We start from the raw sequence: 3,161 nt of genomic DNA on the forward strand, positions 1-3,161 counted from the left end.
ATAAAGATGATTTTGATTTATTTTTAATTGAAAAAAAATACAGTAAAAAACTTAATATTATGAAAATGTTTGTAGAGTTTAGGCTAAATGATAGGTAAATGAACTGCTTAATGGGAATCATTGAATTAATACTTAATTCCCATGTCTAAGCTTTATTTCGCCATACGCCATAGCGCTAAAAGACTACTTAACACGATAAGAATAATCGATACAAACCAAGGTGTAATAATCGCAATGGTAAGTAAAATCAACATGATGCTGCCAAAAATCCAACTGCGGCGTTGTTGATGTTGCATTTGCAGGCGCATTTGTTGAATTTCACGCAATTGTTTGTCATGCCATGCAGACTGATTTTTTAATCCATTTAAACTGTCGATGATCAGGCTTGGTAAGTCTTGAGCACCGAGTAATAAATCAGGAATCTGTTGTCCGATTTCTTTGACATTTTTAACGGGGTTCATATTGGCTTTGACCCATTCCGTCAGAATCGGTTTTGCCAGTTTCCAAATATCAAGCTGAGGATAAAGGTCTGTGCCTAAACCTTCAACATGCACCAATGTCTTGAGGAGTAACATCAATTGCGGTGGAATTTCCAAGTGGAAACGACGCGCAATATCCATGACTTGAATCAAGATGCCTGCAAAATCCAGTTGATCCATCGGTTTTGAAACCATAGGACCGACTGTACGACGCATTTCACGAGCCAGTGTATCTTGATCTGTACCCGGTGGAATCCAACCTGCTTGATGCACGATTTGAATCAATTGCATGAAGTTGCTATTCATCACAGCAAGCAACATGCGTGCAACGGTCATTTGATCATGTTTAGACAATTCACCCATGATGGCACAATCCAGCGCGATAAAGCGTGGATTACTTGGGTTAATCGTTTCAACGAAAACATTCCCTGGATGCATATCTGCATGGAAAAAGTTGTCACGGAATACTTGGGTAAAGAAAATCGTCAGACCTTTTTCTGCGAGATCAGCACGATCCATACCTAAACGATCAAATGTTGCCGTATCAGAGATAGGAACACCCGTGATCCGTTCCGCTACCATCACATCTTTACTGTCCATATAAACTTCAGGCACATACATCATGCTTGAACCTGTAAAGTAATGGCGCATACGGCGGGTATTGTCTGCTTCTAAGCTCAAATCAAGTTCATTTAAAATGATTTGACGATAATCTTGGATGATCTCTGATAAATGTAAGGCACGTGCAGCTTCTACACGATTTTCTAACCAATCACCCAGCCATGCCAAGATTTCAAAATCTTGCAGAATCTGCCCCCGAATATCAGGGCGTGTGACTTTAACAACCACTTCACGACCATCATGCAAAGCCGCAGTATGAACTTGTGCAATAGATGCGGCAGCTAATGGTTGCTCATCGAAGCGTGAAAATAAGGTGCTGACATCTGCCTTAAGTGATTCTTGGATGCGTTGTTTAGCAAGTTGTGTATCGTAAGGTTTGACACGATCTTGTAATAATACCAACTGAGATAAGACTTCAGGTGGAATCAAATCTCGGCGTGTTGATAATAATTGACCCAGCTTAATTGCAAGTGGGCCCATTTCTTCCAAAGCTTCCTTGAGCTTCAGTGGATTTTTCTTTTCTCGACTCGACCAAGCAGCGGGGTGCATTTTAATAACATTTAATGCATGATGCGCTTTAACAGGAAGTTCTTCCGCAGGGAACAAGGTGTCAAGGCGATAATGTGCAGCAATACGCCAGAGTTCGTGTAACCGTTTAACATGCGGAATCATATAAAATCTTACCTAGTCTTGAGTGGTTTGCTTTTTTTGGTTGAATTGAGTTTGTAACTGTTGCAATTGAGCTTCGAGTCGATCTAATGATTGATTGAGTTGACGCGTTTCTCGATTGAGATCATCCATTTGCCAACGTGGAGCAAATAAACCGCTATCTTCTTTTAAGGTATCTTCAACAAAAAATAGATGACTTTGCAAAGAGCGTTTTAGCTGCTGAGGTGCAAGCTGAATTTTACCTAACTCATGTGCGAGTTGAGGGCCAATCCAAGGAGACAGATGCGCAGCGAGATCAGGTTCAGCTTGCTGCATAATTCGCTGAATATCTTGTAGTAAGTGATAATCGCCTTGCAGCGGAATATTACCAATTTGATCCATATCACTGAGTAATAATTTGACCAGTTCCACTACATTTTTAACATGTAATGTTGCGGTTGCATCTGTGATTTTCTGTTGAGGATCAAATGGACGCTGTTCAAAAATAGAGGGGCTTTGGCTTTGCCCTGTGACTGTTGGTTCTAAACGAACTTTATTTTCATCAAAAAACACATCAACTGAAAGTTGTGGACTGTCGATAACTACGCGTAACAGTTGACCTTGTAATTGATTGAGTTGAATGCGAGTAATCGCATCCAAGTCAATCACATGATGAATGAGTCGTTCAACCGCACCGAGTGCTAAAATCGACCACATTGCAAATTCCTTAACGTCAAAACTTTAAAGTTTGAATCCGCGGTGAACCGCAACGATACCACCTGTTAAGTTATGATAGTCACAGCTTTGGAAGCCTGCATTTTCCATCATGCCTTTTAAAGTACGTTGATCTGGGTGCATACGAATCGATTCAGCAAGATATTTATAACTTTCAGAGTCATTTGCAACGAGTTTACCCATGATCGGAAGTGCCGTGAATGAGTAAAGGTCATACAGTTTAGAGAATGGTTCAAACACTGGTTTTGAGAATTCGAGTACCAATAAACGACCACCTGGCTTCAGCACGCGATACATCGCTTGTAGTGCTGCATCTTTATCCGTCACGTTACGAAGACCAAAACTAATGGTCACTAAATCAAAACTATTGTCTGCAAATGGTTCTAATGTTTCTGCATTGGCAAGAACGAAATCAACGTTGGTGCAGCCCGCATCAATCAGGCGATCACGACCAACATTTAACATTGATTCATTAATGTCAGAAAGAACAACGTGTCCTTGTGGACCGACTTCACGGCTAAATACTTTGGCAAGGTCACCCGTACCGCCTGCAATATCAAGGACATGTTGCCCACGACGAACGCCAGACATGTTGATCGCAAAACGTTTCCAAAGGCGATGAATACCAAATGACATCAAATCATTCATGATGTCGTATTTATCATAAACTTTATCAAA

Annotated in this window: 3 protein-coding genes; all 3 read right to left on the bottom strand. The window is 40.8% G+C overall.

Going from position 1 to position 3,161, the window contains the following annotated elements:
• Positions 1 to 152: 152 nt before the first annotated feature.
• Positions 153 to 1,772, bottom strand: coding sequence for an ABC1 kinase family protein (locus tag B4237_RS00565; protein ID WP_278595969.1), 1,620 nt, complete (start codon positions 1,770 to 1,772; stop codon positions 153 to 155).
• Between the two features lie 12 nt (positions 1,773 to 1,784).
• Positions 1,785 to 2,465 (bottom strand): ubiquinone biosynthesis accessory factor UbiJ, encoded by a 681-nt coding sequence (locus B4237_RS00570; protein WP_278595968.1) that lies wholly within the window; start codon positions 2,463 to 2,465, stop codon positions 1,785 to 1,787.
• 24 nt (positions 2,466 to 2,489) lie between these two features.
• Positions 2,490 to 3,161, bottom strand: a 672-nt coding sequence (ubiE, locus tag B4237_RS00575; protein WP_286940778.1) for a bifunctional demethylmenaquinone methyltransferase/2-methoxy-6-polyprenyl-1,4-benzoquinol methylase UbiE, incomplete at its 5' end; no start/stop codon positions are given.

Source organism: Acinetobacter sp. UBA6526, assembly GCF_002434875.1.
GTDB classification, from domain to species: Bacteria; Pseudomonadota; Gammaproteobacteria; order Pseudomonadales; family Moraxellaceae; genus Acinetobacter; species Acinetobacter venetianus.